This window comes from Vibrio sp. Y42_MX_L11 (genome assembly GCF_024181785.1).
GTDB classification, from domain to species: Bacteria; Pseudomonadota; Gammaproteobacteria; order Enterobacterales; family Vibrionaceae; genus Vibrio; species Vibrio diabolicus.
The window spans coordinates 102,130-122,733 of record NZ_JAMZAP010000015.1; the positions used below are offsets into that span (position 1 = coordinate 102,130).

General features: G+C 44.2%; 17 protein-coding genes. 6 read left to right on the forward strand and 11 right to left on the reverse strand.

What is annotated here, in order from left to right:
* Positions 1-10: 10 nt before the first annotated feature.
* Positions 11-487, reverse strand: coding sequence for a MarR family winged helix-turn-helix transcriptional regulator (locus NL643_RS15735; protein WP_031780419.1), 477 nt, complete (start codon positions 485-487; stop codon positions 11-13).
* A 387-nt stretch (positions 488-874) separates the two neighbouring features.
* On the opposite strand from NL643_RS15735, the gene NL643_RS15740 reads away from it, so the two are divergent.
* A complete protein-coding gene (locus NL643_RS15740; RefSeq protein ID WP_005394723.1) occupies positions 875-2,446 on the forward strand; it encodes a BCCT family transporter in 1,572 nt (523 codons plus the stop codon).
* Positions 2,447-2,676: 230 nt separating this feature from the next.
* Positions 2,677-4,560, forward strand: coding sequence for a methyl-accepting chemotaxis protein (locus NL643_RS15745; protein ID WP_012841645.1), 1,884 nt, complete (start codon positions 2,677-2,679; stop codon positions 4,558-4,560).
* Positions 4,561-4,630: 70 nt separating this feature from the next.
* Here NL643_RS15745 and NL643_RS15750 read toward each other — a convergent pair whose 3' ends face one another.
* Together NL643_RS15750 and NL643_RS15755 are read right to left on the reverse strand one after the other, a co-directional pair.
* A complete protein-coding gene (locus NL643_RS15750) occupies positions 4,631-5,350 on the reverse strand; it encodes a 3'-5' exonuclease (RefSeq protein WP_080936826.1) in 720 nt (239 codons plus the stop codon).
* A gap of 8 nt (positions 5,351-5,358) precedes the next feature.
* The gene (locus tag NL643_RS15755; RefSeq protein ID WP_005396868.1) at positions 5,359-7,248 is read right to left on the reverse strand and encodes a DUF294 nucleotidyltransferase-like domain-containing protein; all 1,890 of its coding nucleotides are present in this window, start codon (positions 7,246-7,248) and stop codon (positions 5,359-5,361) included.
* Positions 7,249-7,566: 318 nt separating this feature from the next.
* On the opposite strand from NL643_RS15755, the gene NL643_RS15760 reads away from it, so the two are divergent.
* Positions 7,567-8,208, forward strand: a complete 642-nt coding sequence (locus NL643_RS15760) for an outer membrane beta-barrel protein (protein ID WP_046876189.1) — start codon at positions 7,567-7,569, stop codon at positions 8,206-8,208.
* A gap of 87 nt (positions 8,209-8,295) precedes the next feature.
* On the opposite strand, the gene NL643_RS15765 is transcribed toward NL643_RS15760, so the two are convergent.
* From NL643_RS15765 to NL643_RS15775, 3 genes are all read right to left on the reverse strand, one after another.
* A complete protein-coding gene (locus NL643_RS15765; RefSeq protein WP_150919038.1) occupies positions 8,296-9,486 on the reverse strand; it encodes an amino acid aminotransferase in 1,191 nt (396 codons plus the stop codon).
* 331 nt (positions 9,487-9,817) lie between these two features.
* Positions 9,818-10,117 carry a hypothetical protein gene (locus tag NL643_RS15770; RefSeq protein ID WP_074191498.1) on the reverse strand — a complete coding sequence of 100 codons (300 nt, stop codon included), beginning with the start codon at positions 10,115-10,117 and terminating at the stop codon, positions 9,818-9,820.
* Between the two features lie 245 nt (positions 10,118-10,362).
* Positions 10,363-10,593 carry a hypothetical protein gene (locus NL643_RS15775; RefSeq protein WP_005396877.1) on the reverse strand — a complete coding sequence of 77 codons (231 nt, stop codon included), beginning with the start codon at positions 10,591-10,593 and terminating at the stop codon, positions 10,363-10,365.
* A 259-nt stretch (positions 10,594-10,852) separates the two neighbouring features.
* Here NL643_RS15775 and NL643_RS15780 point away from each other — a divergent pair, with 259 nt between their 5' ends.
* Together NL643_RS15780 and NL643_RS15785 are read left to right on the forward strand one after the other, a co-directional pair.
* On the forward strand, positions 10,853-12,274 hold the full coding sequence (locus NL643_RS15780; RefSeq protein ID WP_253644780.1) for a PLP-dependent aminotransferase family protein: 1,422 nt from the start codon (positions 10,853-10,855) through the stop codon (positions 12,272-12,274).
* A 106-nt stretch (positions 12,275-12,380) separates the two neighbouring features.
* Positions 12,381-12,599: a hypothetical protein gene (locus tag NL643_RS15785; protein WP_253644781.1), complete on the forward strand. Its 219-nt coding sequence runs from the start codon at positions 12,381-12,383 to the stop codon at positions 12,597-12,599.
* A 101-nt stretch (positions 12,600-12,700) separates the two neighbouring features.
* Here the strand turns inward: NL643_RS15785 and asnS are convergent, their stop codons facing one another.
* Positions 12,701-14,101, reverse strand: coding sequence for an asparagine--tRNA ligase (asnS, locus tag NL643_RS15790; protein WP_046876186.1), 1,401 nt, complete (start codon positions 14,099-14,101; stop codon positions 12,701-12,703).
* A gap of 188 nt (positions 14,102-14,289) precedes the next feature.
* Positions 14,290-15,915 carry a methyl-accepting chemotaxis protein gene (locus NL643_RS15795; protein WP_006741436.1) on the reverse strand — a complete coding sequence of 542 codons (1,626 nt, stop codon included), beginning with the start codon at positions 15,913-15,915 and terminating at the stop codon, positions 14,290-14,292.
* A 292-nt stretch (positions 15,916-16,207) separates the two neighbouring features.
* On the opposite strand from NL643_RS15795, the gene queD reads away from it, so the two are divergent.
* Complete coding sequence (gene queD, locus NL643_RS15800) at positions 16,208-16,570, forward strand: 6-carboxytetrahydropterin synthase QueD (protein WP_005376896.1); 363 nt, start codon at positions 16,208-16,210, stop codon at positions 16,568-16,570.
* A gap of 91 nt (positions 16,571-16,661) precedes the next feature.
* Here the strand turns inward: queD and NL643_RS15805 are convergent, their stop codons facing one another.
* From NL643_RS15805 to NL643_RS15815, 3 genes are all read right to left on the reverse strand, one after another.
* Entirely contained in the window at positions 16,662-17,129 is a 468-nt protein-coding gene (locus NL643_RS15805; protein ID WP_065646580.1) for a GNAT family N-acetyltransferase, read from the reverse strand.
* Positions 17,130-17,223: 94 nt separating this feature from the next.
* Positions 17,224-18,939 (reverse strand): EAL domain-containing protein, encoded by a 1,716-nt coding sequence (locus NL643_RS15810; protein ID WP_253644782.1) that lies wholly within the window; start codon positions 18,937-18,939, stop codon positions 17,224-17,226.
* 210 nt (positions 18,940-19,149) lie between these two features.
* Positions 19,150-20,511: an L-serine ammonia-lyase gene (locus NL643_RS15815; RefSeq protein WP_005396900.1), complete on the reverse strand. Its 1,362-nt coding sequence runs from the start codon at positions 20,509-20,511 to the stop codon at positions 19,150-19,152.
* Positions 20,512-20,604: the final 93 nt, after the last annotated feature.

The window sequence follows — 20,604 nt, forward strand, 5'->3', positions numbered from 1 at the left end:
GAGAGCTAAATTAATCAACTTTTGTAATGCTGCCAAGCTCTAGCATTGGAGCGACATCGATATCCTCTGCATTCATCATTGTTGAGATGCGCTGAACGGAAGATAGCAGCAGAGACTGCTCCCATTCTTCCAATTTTTGGAATCGATTAATGAAGTGTTCCTGCAATGGCGTTGGTGCTTGCTTTAGGGCTTCTTGGCCTTTGCTCGTAAGTACAGCATGCACTTTACGCTTGTCTTGAACACTGCGTTGACGCTCAACAAACTGGCCTCGTTCTAGTCTATCTAGAATGGTCGTTGCGGTCGCTTGGCTCATGTTAGTGTGGCTAGACAACTGTTTAATCGTTACGTTATCTAACTCATTGATAGCACGCATCAAAATCAACTGTGGAGCGGTCAATCCAGACTCTTTGCTCAGCTTTTTAGAATGTAAATCAATAGCGCGGATGATCTGACGAATCGAGACCAATACTTCTTCGTACTTTTCCAATTTATTCATCCAGTCTGTAGGGAACATTTATCGAGGCGACACTAACTTAAATGCGCCCTTATTTAAAGGGGTGGAATCAAAAATTACCACTACAATTTTAAGTAGTGTCTCCAATTTCATTTTGTCGCGTCGTGTAGACAAAATAAGAAGACCTAAAATTATTATAGCAATAAATGTTTGTGGTCTAACTATTGCGCTAGTGGTTTATCCTTTTAAAGGCGGAAATTGCTGAGTGAAAAGTAAGTTATTGGATTTTTTCATAGCAAAAAGATAGACAAAAACGTGTCAAATGATAGGATCTTGCGCCTTCACGGAATGTAAAACGTATCGTGTTCGAAAGATTTTTTTGTTTGGTACGTAAAAACAGTACAAAAATAGAGAGGAACGATGACAAAGGGTATAGATAAGTACAGTATCGATAGTACCGACTATACGGTAGGTCAAGACAACGTTCAAAAATGGGGTTTTGATGTTCATAACCCAGTTTTTGGTATTAGTGCAGGTTTAATTGCGCTGTTTCTTGTCGCTGCATTAGTTCTAGATGCACATACCGCAAAGACGGCACTTGATGGGCTGAAATGGAAGATCATTGGTTCATTCGATTGGTTGTTCATTATTGCAGGTAATATTTTCGTTATTTTCTGTTTGGCACTTATCGTTTCGCCAATGGGTAAAATCCGCCTAGGTGGTAAAGACGCTGTTGCCGATTACTCGTTCATGTCATGGCTTGCAATGCTATTTGCGGCTGGTATGGGTATCGGTTTAATGTTCTGGAGTGTCGCAGAACCTGTCGCTTACTTCACTGGTTGGTATGAAACGCCACTCGGTGTTGAAGCAAACACACCAGAAGCAGCGAGATTGGCACTGGGTGCGACGATGTTCCACTGGGGTCTTCACCCATGGGCAATTTACGGTGTTGTAGCACTTTCTTTAGCATTCTTTGCCTACAACAAAGGTTTACCGCTTTCTATGCGCTCGATCTTCTACCCGCTTCTGGGTGATCGCGCGTGGGGCTGGGCTGGTCATATCGTGGATATCTTGGCCGTTCTTGCGACCCTGTTTGGTCTTGCAACGTCACTGGGCTTAGGTGCACAACAAGCGGCAAGTGGTATTCATCACGTATTTGGTGTTGAGCCAGGACTGGGCCTACAAATCGTCGTCATTACCGTTGTAACTTTGCTTGCTGTTGTTTCAGTCGTACGTGGTATTGATGGTGGCGTTAAAGTCATTAGTAACATCAACATGGTTGTGGCGTTCTTGCTACTGATTCTTGTTGGTCTTATCGGTTGGGCTGCGAGTTTAGGCTCGATTCCAACCACACTTATGGCATACGTAGAGAATATTATTCCGCTAAGTAACCCGTTTGGTCGTACAGATGAGGCATGGTTCCAAGGCTGGACAGTATTCTACTGGGCTTGGTGGATTTCATGGTCACCATTCGTAGGTATGTTCATTGCGCGTGTTTCTCGCGGTCGTACCGTTCGCGAATTCATTACAGCCGTTCTATTGGTTCCAACCGCTGTTACTGTTGTTTGGATGTCAGTATTTGGTGGTCTAGCGATCGAGCAAGTTGTTGATAAAGTAGGTGAGTTGGGCACGAATGGTTTGACTGACGTGTCACTTGCTATGTTCCAAATGTTCGATGTTCTTCCATTTGGTAGCATGCTTTCAATCATTGCTGTTGTGTTGGTACTTGTGTTCTTCATCACGTCTTCTGACTCTGGTTCACTTGTTATCGACAGCATCACAGCGGGCGGTAAAGTCGACGCTCCTGTACTTCAACGTGTTTTCTGGGCATTTATGGAAGGTGCAATTGCGGTTGCTCTACTGTGGATTGGTGGCTCAGAAGCAGTTCAAGCGCTTCAGGCAGGTGCAATTTCTACAGCACTACCGTTTACCTTCATTCTGCTTGCAATGTGTGTGAGCTTATTGATGGGTATGAGAACAGAACGTCAATAACTCAGGCATTTTATAAATCTGTCTGAGTAACAAGTAATCAAAAGGCCAGCATTTTGCTGGCTTTTTTTGTGCGGTTTTTATGACGGTGAGACAAAAAAATGACACATGAAAGTTCATATTTTACAAAGAGTTAATGTGCTATTTTGTTTTTTAAAAATTAGTGAATAGTCGTGAAAAAGTGTGTAATATTCACACACCTTAACTGTTCTCCCAACTCAAAAACTATAAATATGAAATTATCATTAAAACAAAAGCTTATTGGCGCAAGCCTTTCTGCTGTTGTTGTGATGGCAACAGCACTTACTTGGTTGTCGGCTGGTCAATTATTTGATCAGACTCGTTCAGGTGTCTATTCACGTGCGCAAAGTCTAAGTACTACTGCGTCAGAAGGAATTTCTGATTGGGTCAATATCCGTAAAGATATTGCTACCGCATTCAACGACTACTCGACAGAGCAAGACGTTGTCCCTTTCCTACAACAAGCTCGCAAGGCTGGTGGCTTTGATGACATCTTCCTTGGTACACCAAACGGTGATATGTATCGCTCTCACCCTGAGCGTAACCGTGCTGATTACGACCCTCGTACTCGCCCTTGGTACAAAGATGCTAACGCCGCAGGTAAGCAGATCATCACAGCTGCATATCAAGATGCAATCACTAACGCGCTGCTTGTAACCATTGCTGAGCCAGTAATGAAAAATGGTCAGTTTGTTGGTGTTGTTGGTGCAGATGTACTGATCGATCAGCTCATCAGCGACGTGATTAACCTAGATGCAGGTGAAAATGCGCATGCGATGTTAATCGATATGAATGAAGGTACGTTCCTAGCGCATCCAGATAAAAGCTTAACGCTTAAGCCTATCACCAGTGTTCTAAAAGACTTTTCAGAAGAGGCAATCGAGCGCGCTGCAGATGAAGGTCGTATCGAAGATACGGTAATCAAAGGCAAAGAGAAGCTTTACTACTTTAATAAAGTACCTGGCACGCATTGGATGTTCGCGATTGAAATGGATCGCGCAACGGAAGAAGCAGGGCATGCGGTATTGTTACGTGACCTATTGATCACTGCAGTGATGATCACCATTGTGGTTATTCTTGCGGTATCTTGGTTAGTTGGTTTCTTGTTCCGTGACTTGAGCCGTGTATCAAATGCACTTGAGGAAATTGCATCTGGTGAAGGTGACTTAACGCAACGACTAGAACCACGCAGTGATGATGAAGTCGGTAAATTGGCTGAAAACTTCAACCGCTTTGTTGGCAACATGCACACGATGGTGACCAAGCTTAGCCACGTATCATCTGCGCTTTCAGAGCAAGCACGCACGACGGCACAGCAAGCTGAAGAGCGCAGTCAGCGTATCTCTTACCAGCAAGATGAGATCAACATGGTTGCGACGGCTGTGAACGAAATGGCAGCAGCGACACAAGAAATTGCAGGTAATGCAGATAGCACGGCAAGTAACTCAGAGGAAGCGGTTCAAGCTTGTTCACACGGTTCTAGCCAAGTGACTCAGACGCAAGGTTCTATCCAGAACTTGGCGCAAGAAGTTCAAGTCGCCACTGATGTGATTCAAGAGCTAGAAGCACACGGAAATAGCATCAATACGATTCTATCAACGATTCAAGGTATTGCTGAGCAAACTAACCTACTTGCACTTAACGCGGCAATTGAAGCAGCACGTGCAGGTGAACAAGGCCGTGGCTTTGCTGTGGTTGCGGATGAAGTTCGCGTATTGAGCCAACGTACTCATGCTTCAACGCAAGAGATTCAAGAAACTATCGAGATGCTACAGGGCACAACAGCGAAAGCGGTTGGCATCATGGGTGATAGCCGTCGTCTGGCTGACACCAGTGTTGATGATGCAAACGCGGCAGCAGCGAGCTTGACGCAAATCCATACTGCTGTTGAGCGCATCAGTGACATGGCAACGCAGATTGCATCGGCGGCAGAAGAGCAAGCATCGGTAACAACCGAGATCACGCGTAATACTGAAGGCATTCGTGACGTTTCTAACGAGCTGTCGGTAGAAGCTCATCAAGCAGCAGAACAAGCTGCCCACCTATCTGAGCTTTCACACGAATTAGAGCAAGAGATTCAACGCTTTAAGCTGTAATCGGATACCGACCTAAATAAAGAGGAGCCATTTGGCTCCTTTTTTGATCGCTTATTAAGCTAGCAAGACGTTATAGCCAGAACTCACTAATCGGTTGGTCTTCGCTATAATGATGGGCGATTTGCGCTTGTAGCAGTTCTGCCGTAGCAATTGCATCGGTTAATGCATGGTGAGGGGTATAGTCTGGCAGACCATAACGGCGTCGAGATTGCGCTAGCCGAACCGATTCTGGCTTTTTCCCTTTTAAACGCTCCCAGAGTGAGCCAGAGCGTTTCTGTTGAATGGTTTCTTCAAGATGCAGCGTATCTATCACTGGAAACTCAATTCCTTCCCCTAATCGGCTTTTGAGTGCTTTATCCAGAAATTCTCTCTCGATACGACGATAATGCACAACAATGATTTTTCCGCTTAAGCATGGTAGTAGCTCGCTTAAGATGTCGCCCAAGTCAGGTGCATCGATCAATTCACTGTGAGTAATACCATGTATGATTACCGAGTCTTCATCGAGTGCTCGCTGCGGGCGAACTTTCCAATGACGCGAATTGCGCAAAAAAATCCGCTTCAAGTTAAACGGCACTAAACCAATGGTAATGATGTCATGTTTTTCGGGGTTCAACCCCGTCGTTTCGAAATCTAGCGCGACGAACTCCACCTCAGACAGCGGGGTCTCTGGTGCAGGTGGTTTATTGCTATAAAACGCAATTAAATTCTCATCTTTAGCCATCTCCAACTTTTGTTCAAATTTCGTTGGCCACTGAATGGTTGGCTTCTGAAAGAGCTTTTTGATCATGTTCAACCTCACTTAAAGCTCTTATTCGCTTGGTAGCGGAACTTAAGGAAGTTCTGCCCATTGCTTAGGATTTGGAAAGCATCTTTTAGGTTGCGACGTTCAAATTCAGAGAGATTTTCTGGTTCGATATTGTTATCTGGGTCAATGCCTAATTCCACGTCCGTCGCTTGGTGACGAATACGCACCATGGAAATAAACTCTAGTGCGTCTTTTAAGTCTTGTGCACGACCTTTTGGCAAAATGCCAGCATCAATGATGTCGTCGAGACGCTCAAACGAGTTTTGTGCACGTGAGCCAACCGCCAGAGAGTGAACGCGAATTAAGTCGACCAGAGGAGCCGTACCGCGACGTTTGAGGTTGATGGAGTTGTTGTGTCTGCCATCTTTCTCCATCACAAAGTCTTTAAAGAAGCCAAGTGGCGGCGTTCGGTTAAGTGCGTTGCGAGCCAGACAGGCTAAGAAGCGATTGTTTTTACGCGCACGACGAACAATAAAGCTGGTTAATTGTTCTGCCCATTTTAAGCGACCGTAAACGCCATCCAAATCGAAAAAGATGGACGCGTTGAGTAGCGCTTTCGGGTTCGGGTTATCAATCCAGTCAGCGAAGCACTCTTCCCACTCTGAACGAGTCATGCGCCATAATGGGTTGGTTGCCATAATATCGCCCGTACAATACTTGTAGCCACAGGCATCTAATCCATCACTGACGTATTTCGCTAAAGCTTCGAAGTACTTGCCATGTTTCTCTTCTTGGTAGGTCTCATCTAGAATGATGGCGTTATCTTGGTCAGTCACCAACAGTTGCTCATCACGTCCCATTGAGCCAAGTGCAAGGAAACAATAAGGAATTGGTGGTGGGCCAAGCTCTTCTTCGGCCATTTCTAACAGACGCTGTTTGAAGCTTCGACCAATCACGGACATCGCACTGCCCACCATGTGTGAGTTGGCATCTTCGTTGACCAGGCGTACAAAGCTGCTTTTTACTTCTTCAGCAACAACTGCCAAATCTTCGATGGTCTGTTGTTGGAAAATGCTGCTCACCAATAAGAGCGAGTTTTGTGATTCATAACGAACAATGTCGGTTGTTTCGATAATACCAATAGGCAATTGGTTTTTAACCACAGGCAGATGGTGCACGTTGTAACGCAGCATGGTTAACATTGCTTCATAGATGTAGGCATTGTGATCAAGAGACATGACTTCAGTGGTCATCACACTTGATACATCGTCCTGTGGAGACAAGCCTTCGGCTAACACACGGGTACACAAGTCACGGTCAGTAATAATACCAAGTACCGGAGACTGTGGGTCATCTTCGTCACGAACGAAATCTGGATCGACGATAAGTAGAGCAGATACGTTGTCATTCGCCATCTGCTGCGCGGCTTGCTGGATTGTCTGTCCACGATCAATTGTATGAGCATCGCCAGTCAGCAAGGTTTTCACTTTCGATGTCGTCAGGTCATTGGCATCTTTGTTTTCTGAAATGGCTTGGCGTAAACGAGCACTATTTTCCACTTCGACAAAGTCTGCAAAGGAATCAAAGTTGTCGTATATCTCTTGGAAAACGTCACCAGGAATACAATAGAGCAGAGTATCTTCAATGGCTTTTACTGGAAAGCGTACTTTGTTGTTGGTTAGCATTCCCATTTGACCAAAGAGGTCACCTTCATCAAGACGGTTATAAAGCTCTCCTTTACGTCGATAAACTTCTACGACACCGCTTCGCACCACGTAGAGATCTTGGATATAGTCTCCAAAATGGATGATTGGGGTATCTTCTCGGTAGTACGAGATCTCGACGCTCTCTGTCACCTTGTTTAGTGTTTCTTCAGGGAGTTCATTGAACGGGGGGTACTTGGCGAGAAAGTTATAAATCTCGAGAAGTTCTGCATCCATCGAAGGTGCCTTTTAGTTCGCAAATAATAAAGTAATCTTAACTTAGTTTTAAAACAGAGTCTTATCTGAACCGTGATTTTCGTACTCAGTCATAAGATTCTGACATATCGCACGATAAGGAATCGGCATTTCTACTACTATATAGTCACTTAAAAGGTGAGCGGACGTGGTCGATATATTTTGGGCCAATGCTTGATTTAGAGGCATAGCAGATTTCAAATCTTTACCGCGTCTGTAAACTAAGTTATTTTTGTTGAACTAAGCCACTCAAGGTGATTTGGGGGCAGTGTTTAAATAATTCTCATGAAAGGAAGTCGAATGGTGAGAAGTTTATTGCTTGCGTCTTTAGCTGCTTTGCCAGCAGTAACTAGCGCGGCGGTCATGGACCAAGCAGAAAAATTTGGGTATGAACACATTCACCTGGATGTGGGTGCCGGAACCACAAATGAAGAGTGGTTAGATAATTCGAACGCGACCACAATTGGGCTCGGTGGTAATTACTTATTTACTGAGAACTGGTTGTTTAATGTCGATTACTCGGCGCAGTTTTTCCATCCGGACGACTTTACTCTTCGCATTGACCGTTTGTTGTTTGGTGGGGGTTATCGTTATGGGATTACGGATCAATTCGATATCTACGGTAAATATGGAATAGGTGCAATCAAAGCGAAAGCGACGGACGACAAAACGGATAATACGTTATCTTCAGATAGCGAATTGCTTCAAGCCGTCACCGTTGGGGTGAATTACTTATTCAGTGAAAAACTTATTGCGACGGCCGAGGTGGAAGTTAACCGCAGTGATATCGTCGATGAGAACAATTTTAAGATAGGTTTTAACTACCAATGGCATGATGTTATTGGTACTGGTCTTTTTTATCAGTTTAGAGATACCGATTACAGCGGTGAGAGCTCTGATTATGTCAATGAAGTGGGGCTGAGTTTGAAGTTTGTCTACTAGCGGACTGGTTCATTTATTGGCAATAAATAAAAACAAAAAGGTCAGCTTATGCTGACCTTTCCTTTTAATAAAGTATGCGACTATCGATTATAAAACCGCTGCAATGCCTTTACACAGAGGGCCCATATTTGACTTCGTCATACCAGCAACACTGATTCGGCCTGAACCGACGATGTAAATACCGAACTCTTCTTTCAGACGGTTTACTTGCTCTTTAGATAGGCCAGAGAAAGAGAACATACCATTTTGACGTTCGATGAAGCTAAAGTCTGCGTCCACGCCTTCTGATTTTAGTGTCGCTACAAATAGTTCACGCATCTCTTGGATACGGTCACGCATTTCTGCTACTTCAGCTTCCCATTCCGCACGCATTTCGGCGTTGCCAAGAATGTGAGTCACGACAGCACTGCCGTGCGCAGGTGGGTTAGAGTAGATAGAGCGAATAATGGCTTTAACTTGCGAAAATGCGGTTGTTGCGACTTCTTCTGATTCCGCTACTAACGTGAAGGCACCAACGCGTTCGTTGTAAAGGCCAAAGTTTTTCGAGAACGAGCTCGCGACTAGGATTTCTTTGTTGTACTTAGCAAAAGTACGAAGACCCGCCGCATCCTCTTCCACGCCTTTAGCAAAGCCTTGGTATGCGAAGTCAAATAGAGGAAGCAATTTCTTCTCTGCGACTAGTTTCGCCAATGTTTCCCATTCTTCAGCAGTTGGGTCGATACCTGTAGGGTTGTGGCAGCAGCCGTGTAGAAGCACGATGTCACCTTCAGATGCAGATTGCAGATCGTTTAGCATTGCATCGAAGTCTTTGTCTTTTGTTTCAGCGTTGTAGTAGCTGTATTGTGCCGTTTCGATACCAGCAGCAGTAAATACGCCGTTGTGGTTTGCCCAAGTAGGGTTGCTGATCCAGATTTTTACATCGCCAAGTTGGCGTTTAATGAACTCACCAGCAACACGTAATGCACCAGTACCACCTGGAGCTTGAGCTGTTTTAGCGCGTTTTTCGTTTACAATTTCTGCATCAGAGCCGAAAAGCAGTTTTTGTACGGCAATGCCGTACTCAGCTGTGCCTTCGATAGTTAGGTAAGATTTGGTTTTTTCAGTTTCAACAAGCGCTGCTTCAGCTTTCTTTACTGTTGCAAGAACGGGAGTTTCGCCTTGCTCGTTTTTGTAAATACCTACGCCAAGGTTAATTTTGTCTGCGCGAGCATCTTTTTTAAACTCTTCAGTAAGGCCAAGAATAGGGTCAGCCGGAGCGGCAACTACTTTTTCAAACATAATCTTCATCCATGTTAATCGAAGGGGTGTGCTAACATTTATACCTTTCAGCAATATTGGTTACAACCGTTACTGAAAAGAAAACCTAAAAAAGTTGCGATTTGAAACAGAATTCTAACATAACTAAAGTTTTTGCCATGAAAACGTTTGGTAGGCACAGAGTTTGAAGGGGATTTATACCATGGTTGATGAAGTTTTGTTCACGTACCAATCGTTTGACTTCAGTGCTTTGCGTTAGTGATTTACGTGGAGTGGCGGTTACTAGTTGAGACAAAAACGCCCCACTAAAGGTGGAGCGTTTGCTTGTAAGAAGTATAGAGGCCGATTGATGTTATTTCTTCAGATCGATTTCAGACTCAACCGCATTGGTTTCGATGTCTGGATTAGAAGAAAGCTTCTCAGTCGCCCAGTCGTTCATATGCTTTAAGATTGCTTTTAACGCGTGCTTCTCTGTTGGGACTTCCGCTTTTTCGACGTCAAGCTTTTGTTTCGGGTGTGTGCCCGTCGCATCTTCCGCTACGTGTAGCCAATCTGGGTGCCAATAATAAGGTTGGCCGGAAGGTGAACTCCAAGAATGTACGCCGTTGGATTCACCTTTGTATTTAATGTCTTCTTCGTTGTATTTCGCCATTATTGTTTTCTCTCATAATCCATGAGTTGAGGTGTGCATCACCATTACTATCTAAATGTAACAGATGTAATGAAAATTAATGTGATAACTATCGACTTATTTTGTCATTCGATAGCTACAGACGATGCGTACTTCTCATTCAGAAGAATTTACTATTTGGCAGGTTTTGGCTTTATCTGCGTTTAAAGCATACGACGATGGATTCGCCTGCCTAACGCTATTCTTGAACGGTGATAGAGCCTAAGCTACTCGTCATTCAAGTGTTTGAGAATCGCCGCTTTTGCATGCTCTTCTGTCGCTGCTTCTCCGTCAGGGACTTCAAGGTCAGCCTTTTTGTGTTCACCCAAAGCATCTTCAGCGATATGCAACCAATCAGGATGCCAGTAATAAGGGGTTGTGCCGCCAGGATGGTCCCAGCTATGTACACCTTTATGTTTCCCGCGATAAGAGAGATCGTCCATTGTAAATACTTTCATCGCTTCCTCCCGACTTAAAAGATAGATGTCTAAGTGGACTTTACACTCTCAGCTCTGTGGAATGCCTTGCTTTTCGGACAAGGCAAAGATTTAAGACCACTCGGACGTATCAGTAAAAGTATGGAACATAAATTCTCACTTCGTCGTCGAAATTGCTATTAACAAGCTTGATAAATTACGTTGCTAAATTGACTACTGCCATATCAGAATGCTGGCGCGAAGTATGCTATGGTGCGGCTGCAAGTGAAATGAGGGATACATGAATCGATACCGTCAATTGGCCGAATTGTTTAAGGCACAAATTCAGCAAGATACTTGGAGAGCAGGGGAGAAGCTGCCTTCAATACGCGTCACCAGCCGCAATCATTCCGTAAGTGCAGGTACGGTATTACAAGCCTATCAATTGCTAGAGGCGCAAGGCTGGGTGATAGCAAAGCCTCAATCTGGTTACTATGTGACTGCCGATCTTGAACGTCTCACTAATACGAATGGAATTAAAAGCAACAATACACCATGCACCAAGTTGAATGATGAGTTGTATTCGTTTTTGAAGCATCAAGCAACATCGGATGTTGTTCATTTAGGCTCGGCGTTTCCGGATCCGTGTTTGTTTCCTTTAGAGTCGCTTAACCGTAATTTGGCCAGCTCGGGACGAAAAATGGGGCCGGATAAGTTGCTAGACAACCTACCTCCTGGTGCTGAGTCGTTAAGGCGAGTCGTCGCTCAGAGGTATATTCATCATGGGATATCACTAACCCATGATGATGTAGTTATTACTTCCGGTGCGCTAGAAGCATTAAACTTGAGTTTGCAAGCGGTCACCCGACCAGGTGATACCGTCGTTGTCGAATCCCCAACGTTTTATGGCGCACTTCAAGCGGTAGAACGGTTAGGTCTCAAGGCTATTGAAATCAGTGTCGATGATGAGAGTGGGCATTCGCTTGAACAAATCGAAGCAGCTTTTGCCAATGAAGATGTTCGGGCTTGTTGGTTAATGACGAACTTTCATAATCCAACTGGGGCTTCTTTGTCTGATGAACACAAACGATACATTGTTGAGTTAGCCAATCGATATGATGTGTATCTCATCGAAGACGATGTGTACTCTGAGCTGTATTTTTCTGACAAAAGGCCGAACTCATTAAAGACCTTTGATGAGCAAGAGCGTGTCCTTCATTGTGGTTCTTTTTCTAAGAGTTTATGCCCTGGATATCGCTTGGGTTGGGTGGTGAATAAGCGTTTTAACGAGACTATTCAAAAGCTCCAGTTAATATCGACATTGTCTGGGAGTGCCCCTATTCAGCAGGGAGTTGCACACTACTTACAAAACGACAGTTACGACAACCACCTGAGAAAGCTGCGTAAGACACTGCAACACCGTCAAGCTGACTTCGTGGATTTACTCGCAAAGCACATACCTAAAGAGGTTACCTATCAACGTCCTGATGGTGGTTACTTTCTTTGGCTGAAATTGCCAGATGGAGTATCAAGTAAAGCGGTATATCAAGCACTATTGTCTGAGCAGGTTACTGTCGCTTATGGCAAACTCTTTTCGATAAGTGATCAATACGAAAACTATTTAAGACTGAATACATCGCTTCCTTTAGAAACGAGTTTAGAACGTGCTATCAAAAGGTTAGGTGATTTGCTTCGCGAATTACTCAGAATTGAAACTCATTAAACTGCTTAGTGTTTTTTTGCTCCAACTGTATCAGCGCCATTTTTGCAAATTGTGCTTCAATCATTATTCAGGTCGACAGACCTTGGACGATTAAGCAGGATTTAAGATGAAAAAGCAGTTGGTTAAACATGAGTTAAGGTTAATCGCCGTTGCTATTTTTAGTGCGTTTTTACTGGTATTTGCGCATCTCATTTTGGCGAAGTCTTTCTCTCATATGGCATGGACAGAGTACACCGCGGCCGTGATCCCTTTCGTAATGTTTGGCTTATGTATTGTGGGCGTAAAGTACGCTGAAAAAGCGGACAGAGATAAGGAAGAAGGCTAACTCAAGCTTGAGTTGCTTGGCAGATAGTATTGACGGTTGAGCACAAAATAAAAGACCTCCACTAGGGAGGTCTTTTCTAATTCTGTCTCACTAAAAAGTGATTAGAAGTTCGCAGAGCGAGGTGTACGTGGGAATGGGATCACGTCACGAACGTTGCCCATGCCTGTTACGTAAGATACTAGACGCTCAAAGCCTAGACCAAAGCCTGCGTGTGGCACTGTGCCGTAACGACGTAAGTCGCGGTACCAGCTCATGTGCTCAGGGTCGATACCCATTTCGCGCATACGTGCATCCAGTACGTCTAGACGCTCTTCACGCTGAGAACCACCGATGATTTCACCGATGCCAGGTGCTAGAACGTCCATTGCCGCTACCGTCTTACCATCATCGTTCATACGCATGTAGAATGCTTTGATGTCTTTCGGGTAGTTCTTAACGATTACCGGCGCTTTGAAGTGCTCTTCCGCTAGGAAACGCTCGTGCTCAGATGACATATCGATACCCCACTCAACTGGGAATTCGAACTCACGGCCAGAATCCAGCAGGATTTGGATCGCGTCAGTGTAGTCAACTTGTGCGAAGTCAGAAGAAACAAAGTTCTCTAGACGGCTAACGGCTTCTTTGTCGATGCGCTGAGCAAAGAACTCAAGGTCATCGCGACGCTCTTCAAGTACTGCTTTGAATACGTACTTAAGCATGTCTTCAGCCAGTTTCGCAACGTCGTCCAGTTCTGCAAACGCAACTTCAGGCTCAACCATCCAGAACTCTGCTAGGTGGCGGCTTGTGTTTGAGTTTTCAGCACGGAAAGTAGGGCCGAAAGTGTAAACCTTGCTTAGTGCACAAGCGTAAGCCTCCGCGTTTAGCTGACCAGATACCGTAAGGAAAGTTTCTTTACCGAAGAAGTCTTCGTTGTAGTCCACTTTGCCAGCGTCTGTACGAGGCAGGTTTTCCATGTCTAGCGTAGAAACGCGGAACATTTCACCAGCACCTTCAGCATCTGAGGCAGTGATCAACGGCGCAGATACCCAGAAGTAACCTTGCTCGTGGTAGAAGCGGTGGATCGCTTGAGATAGGCAGTTACGTACACGAGCTACCGCACCGATTACGTTTGTGCGCGGACGTAGGTGCGCAACTTCACGTAGGTACTCGATAGAGTGACGAGTTTTTGCCATCGGGTAAGTTTCAGCGTCTTCAACCCAGCCAACCACTTTAACGCCAGTGGCAGCAAGTTCGAAGTCTTGGCCCTTTGCAGGAGATTCAACAATCTTACCAGTTACTTCAACAGAGCAGCCAGTCGTTAGCTTTAGTACTTCGTCTTCGTAATTATTAAGATTATTTGGGACCACGGCCTGAATCGGGTCGAAACAAGAGCCGTCATATATGGCAAGGAAAGAGATTCCAGCTTTGGAATCACGACGTGAACGGATCCAGCCACGAACAGTCACTTCGCTGTCTACTGCTAGCTGACCTTTCAATACGTCTGATACAGGCGCGTAAGTCATGTTTTCAATATTCTCCATTGAGGTAAAAATTCAACCCAACACTTATTAAAGTACTTGTCTAATAACATTTTTGTTCAAAAAACAAGCTAAGTGCTGAGTTGGGTAGCATTTTACAGATTCAACGAGACATATTACCTGTCAATTCGCTCGCATCAACCTTTATATTCATTTTGATGGGGAGAATCTCTCTATTTATTCACTCTTTGATGCTCTGAAAGTGTGAATTGGTTAAGTAATTGCTCTAAACGTTCGGATAGATGCTCTAAATCAACACTAATATCACGCGTGTGCGATGCTGATTGCGATGTGTCGTCAGCATGCAGTGTGATCACATCAATTTTGGATTGAATACGCTGACTGACGTCGGATGTGGTTTGCGTCTGGCTTTGAATGTTTTCCGCATGTTTCAGAACTTGATGCATTTCATCGACAACGTTATGCATCGTGACTGAAAGTGTTTCGACATCGACTGAACGTTGGTGAGCAAACTGGCAGACAGTATCCACAGAGGCTAAGGACTCTTCACTCCCTTGCTGGAATTGAGAAATGATATGCTCAATGTTGCCTGTGGCTTCGGCGGTCCGAGAAGCTAGGTTACGCACTTCCTCCGCGACGACGGCAAAACCGCGTCCTTGCTCTCCGGCTCGGGCGGCTTCAATTGCAGCATTCAACGCGAGTAGGTTCGTTTGTTCTGCAATGCCTTTAATGACCCCAAGAATGGATGATACTTCTTCGGTTCTTTGGTTTAACGAACTGATTTTCTCCCGCACGCCGTCAATATTGCTCACCAAGTGTTTGATGTCTTCGCTCACGCTGTGTGCTTGGCTTGCGCTGTGAGTAGCAACATCAACGGTATGGTTGACTAGAGCTGTGGCGTTATTGGTCGAGTCTTCAACGGCGGTTTGTTGTTGCAACATGTCGGTGATGTTGCTTTGTACGTCACTGGTTTCCAATTGTTGATTATTGGCCGCTTTGTCTGTTGATTGTGCAACATCCGTTAACTGACTGGCTGAATTGGCAAGAGAGTGGGAGGTGTCTTGTACACGCTCTAAACTCTCGGATACCGTATCCATAAACGAATTAATCGCGGTAGAAAGTTGGCCTACCTCATCTTTTTGGTGATGAACAAGTCGTTGAGATAGATCTTTACTATGGCTCACATTCGCCATGAATTGCGACGTTTTTTGTATTGGGCGAACAATGATCTTACGAATCAAACTCATCGTTATAATAAAACCAACAAACGCGATAACGGCCATTATTCCCATCGCAAACATTGCCTGTTTATTGATCATTGAATTGACGTGGTTCATGTTGTATTCCAAACGAATCGCGCCCAATACTTCGCCTTCTGGTGCTACATGGCAAGAAACGCAGTTGGTGCCACGATAATTTTCGCTTGATTTCATTGGTAGCGCGACAACCAGTCCGTTCCCCCAATTGGCTGAAATTGGCTCAATGACCAGTTCGCCATTTAAAGCTCGTTGGTCAATATCATCGACCGGTTGTTGGTTTGCTTGTCCTGGTCCGTAAAGCTTGGTTACGGTATCGGCCCGCAACACGCGAACTTCTTCAATCCCTTCTTGAGCGAGTGCTTTTTTTCGCAAAGTTTCTTTTTGCGACATGGTGCCTGTTAGCATCATCATGTTTAGGCTATCGAAGTAATTACTGGCCTTATCATGAAGCTGTTCACTGAGAACATCATTGATTAAGGTTTTTTGTTGATGGTATTGATAAGCCGTAGAGGCAGCCAGAACACAGCTGAAGACGGCAATTAACGCGAGCAAGAGCTTAAAAGTGATAGTTGAGCGCATAAATTTATAAGTGTAATTGGAACGAACTGCACAATCTTAATGTGCACAAATGCACACTGCGATCAACGAAATGAATGATTGTGACCCCACTCATGTTGGGGATATGTAATTGTGATGTGAGTGCTGTGTAATCAAATGTTTGGCGCATGACAGAAATACGACGTTCAGGACAAAGGTTTAATTATTTTCGCTGAGAACAAACGGCGTTTTGCTACGCTTGTATTGAGTAGCACTTGTCTGTTGGCAGTGAATTCCTTAGTATTGCGTGTCTTTTTAAAGCCTGAGAATCAAGATGAAAACAGAATTGTACAAAGAGTTTATGTTCGAAGCGGCACATCACTTGCCACATGTACCTGAAGGCCATAAGTGTGGTCGTTTGCATGGACACTCTTTCTTAGTTCGTCTTTATGTAGAAGGTGAGGTAGACCCGCATACTGGTTGGGTAGTGGATTTCGCTGAAATCAAAGCGGCATTCAAACCAATTTACAATCGTTTAGACCATTATTACCTGAACGACATTGAAGGTTTGGAGAATCCGACGAGCGAAGTGCTAGCAAAATGGATTTGGCAACAGCTTAAGCCAAGTTTACCGTTGCTAAGTAAAGTTGAAATCAAAGAGACGTGCACAGCCGGTTGTATTTACAAAGGTGAATAAGTCACTTTTTATTGAGCATTGAAGACAAAGGCAAGCCATGAGCTTGCCTTTGTTGTATCTGGATATTCCCTAATTTTTTATACTTTTCTTGCTAGCTCAGTGGATGACGTAAAATCCACTCTTTTTCGTTCTCACCAAACGTTGTTTTCTCTGTATTGATGAATCCACACGCATCAAGAAAACTGATAGCGTATTGCTGACTCTGTGGCACAGTGACGCAAAGAGAGTTGCTTTCAGGGTCAATGGTATACGCGTAAACGAACAGTTTGCGTAACGCTTCACTCCCAACCCCTTGGCGTTGGAAACGTTGATCAACCATCAAGTACTTGAGCCCCAGTTCGTGCCTTTTGGCAAAGGGCGCATGTTGGGAGAAGCCTTTATCGATAACAAGATAGCCAACTAATAGATCGTCAGAATAAATCGTAAAGAACGCTTCAGACTTATTGCGTTTTTGATAAGCCACTTCAAACGGCGTAGAAAATCCTTTCTGCTCTTCCTGCACATCCAATTGCATCAAACTCGAAAAATCTTTCAGTTTGGTGGGTTTAATAGCAATCATGGTTCAACCACAAATTGGCGGCATATCCTCATGCCGCCACGAACTTTAATAGAGTATTCCCTCTAGTTTAAGTAACTCACGAGGTTAAGAAAAGCTAGAAATGCAGAGGATAATAATAACCTTGGTGAATATAGGCACCTAATGTTGTGAGTAAGTGAGCGCTATCGGCGGTTTCTACGCCTTCAACAATGACCGTGCAGCGATACGTATTTCCCATGGCGATTAACTGACGCAACGTTTCCACTTTCTTATCGTCCGACTTTAAACCAATCACAAATTCCCGATCTATTTTCAAATAATCTGGATTGATTTTACTGATGAGCGACACGTTGTTGTTGCCAGTGCCAAAGTCATCGATACTGATTTTACAATCCAGTGCTTTTAGTTTCGCGACATTGCCATAAATCTCGGAGGTATAGTACATCGATGCATTTTCCGTGATTTCAATCGTTAGCAAACGACAATCTCGGTTAGATAGTTCTCTGTGTAGGATTGAAAAGTTGCGTCCTCGCAGCAAAGAAGGACAAATATTGATGCTGATAGGAATAGGCAGCGCTTTGTGCTTAGTATAGATGGACTCTATCACCAGTAAGGTATGAGTAAGGAGCAGCCCATTGCGGATCAGTGTTTCAATAAACCGTTGCGTATTTTTTACCTTAAACCGCGAGAGCGCTTCGTAATGCACAATCTTTTGCGCTGAAGTGTCATAAATCGGCTCCAGTTTGATTTTAAATTGTCGAATTGCACACAAATAAGCCATAAAGGCTTGTAGAGAGCGATGGCGCAGTATTATTAGAAACAGCAAGCTTAATAAAATGATGCTTTGAAACGGGCCAGAGATGTAATACACCTCTTTATAGCCGCTGTTCTTCACGTGATAGTTGAAAAAGCGTTCATTGGTGTTACCAATTTCTAAAGAGGTCCCTGTATTGGTTGATAGCTTCATGCCGGAAAGAAAAAAACGCGAAATATGATTTTCAACGTTGTCGGATAAGTTAATGTTTTTGACACGAACCAAAACGGTCGCGTTATTCAAGTCAAATGATTGGGTCGTATAATTGCTATTATAACTCCACTCTTCAAATGCTTTTTTGCTGACAGGGACAACGGTTTCGGGGGTGACTAAACACCGGATATTGAAACGGTCCAGCATCATGCTCGATTCGACCAGCTTTACATTATCAAAGAGCGACTTCAATTCTCTTTCATCAGCAAAGCAGCTCTTTTGGGAAAGATTCTCTGCAATTTCGAAGGCGTTATCCAGATAATTATGTTTCACAATGCTGTTTATCGCGTAGTAACAGATGGCAAAGAAAATGATCGCTGTGATCAACACGACCCACAGTGTATCTGAATAGATCTTTTTATTACGCAGACAAATACGAAGGGCTTTGCCAAGGCTGTTTGTTGTGTATTGATTGATCTTGTGTTGATGGTCGATACCATTCTGATGGTTGTTTTGCATAGTAAAAGGGATGAAGTATCCGGTCCGGTGAATATTTTCGATAATATTTTTTTTTGTGGTTACGTGTTCTTCCGTGAGCTTGCGAAATTTCTTTCTTAGAGCGGCCACCGCGTTTTTAAAGCCATTTTCAGGCAGTGTCATTTTGTATTGTTGAGTGATTTTGCTTTCTATCAATCGCTGGCTAATTGGCGTATTTAAGCTGCCGTATTTGGCGATGGTTGACAGAATGGCGTACTCATTTGGGTTGACAGGAATGGAGTGGTGGAGTGATTGATTGAGCTCTAAAGATATTTCGTTTTCGGACAAGCAAACGCAGATTTGGTTTCCAATTTCAAACCTAATCATGTGTTGGTGTGCTCCAAGTTTAATTTTTGGCTACGTTATCAATAAAGCTAGGAGAGGGATGTGATTTTTTACGGGGATATCCATAATAATTGGATATATTCAAGGTTTTAGGTTTTTTTATGCTGGGCGTAGCAACCCATTATTCATAGTTAATAAGGTATAAAAAACCCGAGCAGCGGCTCGGGTTTCGTCGATATTCAGCAAGGCTTATTAACAGATAACTTTTACTGCTAGGCCGCCTTGAGAAGTTTCGCGGTATTTCGCGTTCATGTCCTTACCAGTCTCTAGCATGGTTTCGATAACTTTATCTAGAGATACAGTAGGAGCAGAAGAACGACGTAGTGCCATACGAGTTGAGTTGATCGCTTTTACAGCCGCGATACCGTTACGCTCGATACATGGAACTTGAACCTGACCTGCAACAGGGTCACAAGTTAGACCTAGGTTGTGCTCCATCGCGATTTCTGCAGCCATACATACTTGCTCTGGGCTACCACCCATAAGCTCCGCAAGGCCAGCCGCCGCCATAGAACATGCCACGCCAACTTCACCCTGACAGCCAACCTCTGCACCAGAGATTGACGCGTTGCGCTTGTAAAGACCACCGATTGCGCCAGAAGCGGCAAAGTAACGGATGTAATCTTTTTCAGTCACAGTTTGGATGAACTTATCGTAGTAAGCCAAGACTGCTGGGATGATGCCACATGCACCGTTAGTCGGCGCAGTTACAACACGACCACCTGCTGCGTTCTCCTCGTTTACTGCAAAAGCAAACATGTTTACCCAGTCAACAACAGACATTGGATCGTTTGTTGTTTTTTCAGAAGTAAGCAGTTGCTGACGAAGTGCTGCTGCACGACGAGGCACGCGTAGTGGACCAGGTAGAATGCCTTCTTCGTTCATACCGCGATCCATACATTCGCGCATTGTGCGCCAGATGTTTGCGAAGTAAGTACGAGTTTCTTCGTCAGAATGAAGCGCATGTTCATTTTTCATGGTTAGCGCACTGATAGACAGGCCGCTTTCATGACATTGCTTTACAAGCTCTTCTGCCGTTGTAAACGGGTAAGGAACTTTTACTGGGTTCTCAACTTCTTTACCGAAGTTTTCTTCATCAACGATGAAACCACCGCCGATGGAGTAGTAAGTTTTTGAGTACGCTTTTTCGTCGTCAATCCAAGCGTGGATTTGCATGCCGTTTTCGTGTAACTCAAGGTTTGTTTTGTGGAAGTTCATTCCACCTTCACGTGGGAACGATACTGTGTGACAGTGCATGCCAACAGGAAGGCGTTCAGTTTCTTCTACGCGAGCGATAAAGCCCGGGATAGAATCGATATCAACTTTCTCTGGAGTGTTGCCTGCAAGACCCATGATGATAGCAATATCTGTGTGGTGACCTTTCCCTGTCAGTGATAGTGATCCATAAACGTCAACGGTGATTTTAGTGATGTCGCGCAGTTTTCCCATTGCACGAAGATCATCAATAAACTCTTTACCCGCTTTCATTGGGCCTACAGTGTGTGAGCTTGAAGGTCCAACACCGATTTTATAGATATCAAAAACACTAATCATATCGATTACCTCAGAAGAAAGCCTCCCAAGGGGAGTTGGGAGGCTTAATTTTATCGTTATATTTTTGGATTAATCATACCGTGCTAGGGCAGG

Bases quoted from the DNA above. Each gene is read 5' to 3' on its own strand.
- NL643_RS15815 (WP_005396900.1), bottom strand. From the start codon at position 20,511: ATGATTAGTGTTTTTGATATCTATAAAATCGGTGTTGGACCTTCAAGC.
- queD (WP_005376896.1), top strand. From the start codon at position 16,208: ATGAAAACAGAATTGTACAAAGAGTTTATGTTCGAAGCGGCACATCAC.
- NL643_RS15780 (WP_253644780.1), top strand. From the start codon at position 10,853: ATGAATCGATACCGTCAATTGGCCGAATTGTTTAAGGCACAAATTCAG.
- NL643_RS15795 (WP_006741436.1), bottom strand. From the start codon at position 15,915: ATGCGCTCAACTATCACTTTTAAGCTCTTGCTCGCGTTAATTGCCGTC.
- NL643_RS15755 (WP_005396868.1), bottom strand. From the start codon at position 7,248: ATGGATGCAGAACTTCTCGAGATTTATAACTTTCTCGCCAAGTACCCC.
- NL643_RS15810 (WP_253644782.1), bottom strand. From the start codon at position 18,939: ATGATTAGGTTTGAAATTGGAAACCAAATCTGCGTTTGCTTGTCCGAA.
- NL643_RS15740 (WP_005394723.1), top strand. From the start codon at position 875: ATGACAAAGGGTATAGATAAGTACAGTATCGATAGTACCGACTATACG.
- NL643_RS15785 (WP_253644781.1), top strand. From the start codon at position 12,381: ATGAAAAAGCAGTTGGTTAAACATGAGTTAAGGTTAATCGCCGTTGCT.
- NL643_RS15745 (WP_012841645.1), top strand. From the start codon at position 2,677: ATGAAATTATCATTAAAACAAAAGCTTATTGGCGCAAGCCTTTCTGCT.
- NL643_RS15760 (WP_046876189.1), top strand. From the start codon at position 7,567: ATGGTGAGAAGTTTATTGCTTGCGTCTTTAGCTGCTTTGCCAGCAGTA.
- NL643_RS15765 (WP_150919038.1), bottom strand. From the start codon at position 9,486: ATGTTTGAAAAAGTAGTTGCCGCTCCGGCTGACCCTATTCTTGGCCTT.
- NL643_RS15775 (WP_005396877.1), bottom strand. From the start codon at position 10,593: ATGAAAGTATTTACAATGGACGATCTCTCTTATCGCGGGAAACATAAA.
- asnS (WP_046876186.1), bottom strand. From the start codon at position 14,101: ATGACTTACGCGCCTGTATCAGACGTATTGAAAGGTCAGCTAGCAGTA.
- NL643_RS15750 (WP_080936826.1), bottom strand. From the start codon at position 5,350: ATGATCAAAAAGCTCTTTCAGAAGCCAACCATTCAGTGGCCAACGAAA.
- NL643_RS15770 (WP_074191498.1), bottom strand. From the start codon at position 10,117: ATGGCGAAATACAACGAAGAAGACATTAAATACAAAGGTGAATCCAAC.
- NL643_RS15805 (WP_065646580.1), bottom strand. From the start codon at position 17,129: ATGATTGCTATTAAACCCACCAAACTGAAAGATTTTTCGAGTTTGATG.